The organism is Nocardia sp. NPDC004722 (assembly GCF_053601505.1).
On sequence record NZ_JBSGBY010000543.1, the window covers coordinates 1 to 5846 of the forward strand.

The 5846-nt window shown below is 67.4% G+C and carries 5 protein-coding genes; 2 read left to right on the forward strand and 3 right to left on the reverse strand.

Annotated features, from left to right (window positions below):
* Window positions 1-906, forward strand: a 906-nt coding sequence (locus ACWELQ_RS35920) for an LLM class F420-dependent oxidoreductase (protein WP_452401467.1), incomplete at its 5' end; no start/stop codon positions are given.
* Between the two features lie 4 nt (window positions 907-910).
* Complete coding sequence (locus tag ACWELQ_RS35925) at window positions 911-1891, forward strand: RNA polymerase subunit sigma-70 (protein WP_452401468.1); 981 nt, start codon at window positions 911-913, stop codon at window positions 1889-1891.
* 12 nt (window positions 1892-1903) lie between these two features.
* On the opposite strand, the gene ACWELQ_RS35930 is transcribed toward ACWELQ_RS35925, so the two are convergent.
* The 3 genes from ACWELQ_RS35930 to ACWELQ_RS35940 form a co-directional block, all read right to left on the reverse strand.
* Complete coding sequence (locus ACWELQ_RS35930) at window positions 1904-3688, reverse strand: Hsp70 family protein (protein ID WP_452401469.1); 1785 nt, start codon at window positions 3686-3688, stop codon at window positions 1904-1906.
* A 67-nt stretch (window positions 3689-3755) separates the two neighbouring features.
* Window positions 3756-5210: a flavin-containing monooxygenase gene (locus ACWELQ_RS35935; RefSeq protein ID WP_452401470.1), complete on the reverse strand. Its 1455-nt coding sequence runs from the start codon at window positions 5208-5210 to the stop codon at window positions 3756-3758.
* A gap of 35 nt (window positions 5211-5245) precedes the next feature.
* Window positions 5246-5846, reverse strand: a 601-nt coding sequence (locus tag ACWELQ_RS35940; protein WP_452401471.1) for an ATP-binding domain-containing protein, incomplete at its 5' end; no start/stop codon positions are given.

The window sequence follows — 5846 nt, forward strand, 5'->3', positions numbered from 1 at the left end:
CAGTTCGCGAGTGGCAGCGATCCGGTGGCGGCGTACGAGACGCTCAGCGAGTTGGCTCGGACGGCCGAGGAGTGCGGATACGAGACGGTGTGGGTGCCTGATCATTTCGTGCCGTTCCCGCCCGCTCCGGACTACATGTTCGAGAGCTGGACCACGCTCACGGCGTTGGCGCGGGATACCGAACGGATCCGGGTCGGGCAGATGGTGACCGGTAACGGGTATCGCAATCCGGCGTTGCAGGCCAAGATGGCGTCGACGCTGGATGTGATCTCACGCGGGCGGCTCACCTTCGGGATCGGGGCGGGATGGTACGAGGAGGAATATGCCGCCTACGGTTACGAATTCGAGGATGCGCCCACGCGGTTGCGGCGGCTGGACGAGGCCGCCCGGATCATCCGTTCGATGTTCACCGAGCCGGTGACCACGTTCGACGGCAGGTATTACCAGGTGCGTGAGGCGATCAACGAGCCGAAAGGCGCGCAGCGGCCGCATATTCCGATTCTCATCGCGGGGGCCGGGGAGAAGGTGACGTTGAAGTTGGTCGCGCAGCACGCGGATGCCTGCAATGTGCAGGTGTCGCCGGACGAGCTCCGGCACAAGTACGGGGTGCTGGCACGGCATTGCGAGGCGCTCGGTCGCGACTTCGACAGCATCACCCGGACTTCGACCAGTTACTGCATCATCGGCGACACCGATGCCGAAGCGCGCGCTCAGGTTCCGCCGTGGGCTCCGATGGTGTTCCCGGGCGCACTGGCCGACTATGGACTGGTCGGCACCGTCGAGACGATCCGGGATCGGCTCGCCGCCTACGAGGAGGCCGGTGTCCAGGAACTGCTGATCGGCTTCCACAATGCCCTCGACCCGGACACGATTCGTGACTTCGCCAAAGAATTCATCCAGCCCTGAACCGGTGGCCGTCGACACCGACGAGCGGTTCGTCGCCGATACCGAACGGTATCGGCGAGAGTTGCTCGCGCACTGCTATCGCATGGTCGGTTCGGTGCACGAGGCCGAAGATCTGGTGCAGGAGACCTACATTCGCGCGTGGCGCGGGTACGCGGCGTTCGAGGGCCGCTCGTCGGTGCGCACCTGGCTCTACACCATCGCCACCAATGTGTGTACGACGGCTTTGGGCGACAATCGGCGCAGGGTCCTGCCCACGGGTCTCGGCAGCGCCTACGACGGCCCGGACGTGCCGCCGAATCCCGAAGCGGGCAGCGGCATTTCGTGGTTGCAGCCGCTCCCGGACATCTTGATCGCCGCCGCGGCGGACAATCCTGAAGCCGCCGTGATCGACCGCGAATCGCTGCGGCTGGCACTGGTGGCCAGCCTGCAACACCTGCCCGCCCGGCAGCGGGCGATCCTGATGCTGCGCGATGTACTGGCGTTCACGGCCGCGGAGACCGCCGAAATGCTCGGCACCACAACGGCGGCCGTGAAGACCGGACTGCAACGCGCCCGCGCCCGGCTCGACGGCCTGGACACGAGCGCGACCGATCTGCTCGAGCCCACCGACCCGCGCACCCGTACCCTGCTGGCGGGCTATATCGCCGCGTTCGAGCACTCCGACGCGCGGCTGCTCGAGCAGGTACTGCGCGCCGACGCCACCTTGGAGGCCACACCGTTCAAGAACTGGTACGCGGGCAAATCCGCGTGCGTCCGCCAACTCGAGAAGTACGTGCTCGGTGCGCCCGGCGACTGGCGCATGCTCCCGGTTCCAGCCAATGGGCAAGCGGCCGTGGTCACCTACCACCGCGATGAGCACGGCACGATGGCCCCGTACGGCGCGGCGGTCCTGACGCTCACCGCCACCGGGATCAGTCAGGTAGTCGCCTTCCACGACCCGACGCTCGTCGCCGCCTTCGGCTTTCCTCCGACACCGCCACGCTAGTTCCGGGCGCGTTCACGTGCGGCGGCGCGCACCGACCAGCAGGAGAAGCGCGACGCCGGCGGAGATCGAGCCGAAGATGGTTCCGGCCTTCGCGGCGTCGTGCGCGCCCTTCGTCTCGGACTTCGTCATCTCCTCGGGGGTGAGTTCCTGGAGACCGACACTGCCCCCGGTCCGGCGGCATATATCACCGGCATGCATGACTTGGCCTGCGCAAGTGGGGTTTTCGGGGGTGATGGTGCGCGAGAGGTTGGGGACGTTGAGGAACAGCATGACGGCCGCGAAGAGGCCGAAGATCGCCGCCCAGACGAGGTAAGCGGTTCGGCCCGAGGATGATCCGGGCGAGGCGGAGGGCCGGGCCGATGGTTGCGACGGTTGCGCGGGACGCGGCGTCGTCGCCGAGGGCTGGGGGGCCGATTGCTGTGCGGCCCGGATTCGGGCACCGGCTTCAGCGAGTTTCCTGTCTGCCTCGATCTGTTCGGCGTGCAGTTCGACCGGCCGGTATTCATCGCTGGTCTCGAACGGCAGCGGATACGGATCACCGAGGACCGTCAGCGCGTGCTTGCGACCCGTGGATTCCTCTCGCGCAGTGACCACGGTCCGGCCGCTGATATCGATGTCGACATCGACTCGGATACGCGCTGTACCGCGCGGCATCGGCGGGATACCTCTCACTTCGATCACGCCCAGCCGCAGGTACCCGTCGGTCGCGACCTGTCCGCCCTGATAGATCCGAATATGCGCGGTGTCCTGGTTGTCGACCGCCGTGGTGAGAAGCATCTCGCTTCTGGCAGGAACCGTGGTGTGGCGGTGAATGATCGGGGCAAAGACTTTGTCGCCGGTGACGATTCCGACCGCGAAGGGAATGACGTCCATCACCATGAAGTCGCGCTGGACGCCGTCCGAGAAGGCGGCCTGCACTGCGGCACCGGTCGCCACAGCCTCGCCGAGATCCCAGGCGCGGAAGGGTTCCCGGCCACCGGTGAGCTCGTTCAGCATGGTCGCGAACGCAGGCATGCGGGTGCCGTTGCCGACCAGAACGACCTGATCGATCCTATCGATCGACACCGCGGCATCCGCCAGGACTCGCACCACAACCGTGCGGCAGCGGTCGACCAGATCACGGGTGAGGCGCTGCAGTTCGACCCGGCTCAACTGCTCCTCCAGCAGCACCGGGACCCGCCCCGGGACAACGATATTGGGCAGGCTGACGGTGGTGGCGTTCTGACTGGACAGCTCGATTCTGGCGCGCTCGGCGGCGGCCAGCAGATGATGGGTCGTGGGATCGTCGACTCCGGTATCGGCACCCAGCTTCTCCAGCCAATGCGCGACGATGCGCCGATCCCATGTCCGGCCGCCCAACTCATTGTCACCGGCCGACGCACGGACTTCCGCGACCCCCTGGCCGATGAGGATCACCGCCGCTCCGAAACTTCCCGCGCCCAGGTCTGTGACGAGGATCGCCTGTTCGCTATTGTCGTCGGGCTCCGGACGATTCCGGCTCGCATACGCGAGTCCGGCCAAGCTGGCCTGCGCGACGATGCGGGTGACCGGCAGACCCACCGACTCGCACGCCAGATACACCGCCCGCCATTGCGGATCGCCCCACGCCGTACACATCGATACCACCGCGCCGGTCACCGGTTCCCCGAGGTGCGCCTCGGCCGCCTGCTTCAGTTGCGCGAGCATCTGTGACGGTGATCCGGTCACCGGACCGGCGATCACCACCGGCCGCCCGTCCTGCACGATGCTCGCTCGTGCGCTGCTCGTTCGCAGATCGATGCCGATCCTGCGCCCCATGATGTCCTCCCCTTGTACGTCAGTGACCTTGCCATATCGGCACGGCCACTGCACATTTCGAGGCGGGTCAGGCGCGGTCGAACCGGATGGCGGGGTCGGTGAGCTTGCCGTAGCGCAGTTTCGGGAGGTCGCGCAGGTAGTTCATGTGCAGCTTCCAGGGTGCGCGGTCGCCCTGTTTGGGGAGGATGTCGAGGGAGCGCAGCACGTAGCCGGGTTCGAAGTTCAGGAAGGGTGCGGTGCCGACGGAAGGATCCCGGACGGGGGTGGCGCGAGCGTAGCCGTGCTTGTCCATGTGGCGCAGCAGGCGAACGACGTACTCGCACACCAGGTCTGCCTTCAGTGTCCAGGAGGCGTTGGTGTAGCCGATGACGAACGCGAAGTTGGGGACGTCGGAGAGCATCATCGCCTTGTAGGACATGGTGTCCGGGAGATGGATGTCGCGGCCGTCCACCGCGAGTGCGACGCCGCCGAACGGGATCAGGTTCAAACCCGTTGCGGTGATGATGATGTCGGCGTCGAGCTCACGTCCGGAGGCCAGCCGCAGCCCGGTCTCGGTGAAGGTGTCGATCCGGTCGGTGACCAGGTCGAGCTGGTCGCGGCGGATGGCTCGGAACAGATCTCCGTTGGGCGACAGGCACAGTCGCTGATCCCACGGCTTGTAGCTGGGATTGAAGTGCGTGTCGATGTCGTACCCCTTGGGCAGCCAGCGCTCCTGCCAGCCCCGGATCCACGCCCGCATCCGCTTCGGATACCGTTGCGACAGTTGATACATCAGCGTGCCGAGCCCGACATTCTTCGCCCGCGCCAAGGCGTACGCGGTGCGGGCGGGCAGGAATTTCCGTGCCCGATCCGCGAACCCGTCCCGCGCGGGCATGGAGATGATGTATGACGGCGACCGCTGCAGCATGGTCACGTGCGCGCCCTGCTCGACCAGGGCCGGTCCGAGCGTGACCGCCGTGGCCCCCGACCCGATGATCACCACCTGCTTACCCGCGACATCGATCTCCCCGGGCCAGTGCTGCGGATGGATGATCGGCCCCGCAAACCGTTCCATCCCAGCGAAATCCGGCGTGTACCCCTCGTCGTAGCGGTAGTAGCCCGAGCAGCTGAACAGGAAACTCGCGCTGAAAAGCACCGTCTCGCCGTCGTGTTCGGCGGCCACCGTCCACCGGTTGTCCCCCGACGACCACTCCGCCCGCACCACCTTGTGCCGATACCGGATGTGCCCGTCGATCCCGTTCTCGGCGGCGGTGTCGCGCACATACGCCAGAATCGACTCCCCCTCGGCGATGGCCTTCTCCCCCAGCCACGGCCGGAACCGATACCCCAGCGTGAACATGTCCGAATCCGACCGAATCCCCGGATACCGGAACAGATCCCATGTTCCTCCGCTGGCGTCCCGCATCTCCAGCACCGTGTACGTCCGCCCCGGAAACGCCCGCTGCACATGATAGGCGGCGTCGATCCCGGACAACCCGGCCCCGACGATCAACACATCAACGTGCTCCGACACAGCAGCCATAGCACCAGCCTATCGCCAGTCGCGCCGCCCCAGGGTCAGTCGCGGTGGCGGAGGCCGCTGGCGCGGAGGACTCGGCGGGCGATGGCGGCGCGGATGGATTCCTCGGTGCCGAGGATGCGGACGTGGGAGCGGGCTCGGGTGACGGCGGTGTAGAGGAGTTCGCGGGTGAGGAGGGTGGATTCGGGGCCGGGGAGGACGGTGGTGACGGTGTCGTACTGGGAGCCCTGGCTGCGGTGGATGGTCATGGCGTAGACGGTGGTGACGGCCGGGAACTGGGTGGGGTGGACGAGGTAGGGCTCGGTGCCGCGTTGCAGGGCGGCGCGCAGGGTGCCGTCGGGCATGCGGACGATGACGCCGGTGTCGCCGTTGTAGATGCGGGCCTCGTGATCGTTGGCGGTGACCAGCAGCGGCTGGCCCGGATACCAGTGTCCGGCACCGGGATCGGCGCTGATGCCCGCGGCGGCCACCCAGCCGGCGGCGAGCCGGTCCCAGCGTTCGACGCCGTAGGGGCCCTGGCGGTGGGCGCACAGCAGCCGATGGGATTCCAGGGCGGTGAGGGCGGCGGCCGCGTCCCCGGCCAGTGCCGCGTCGGTGGCGTCGCGGGCGGCGCGCAGCACGTCGGCGCGGACGGCGGTG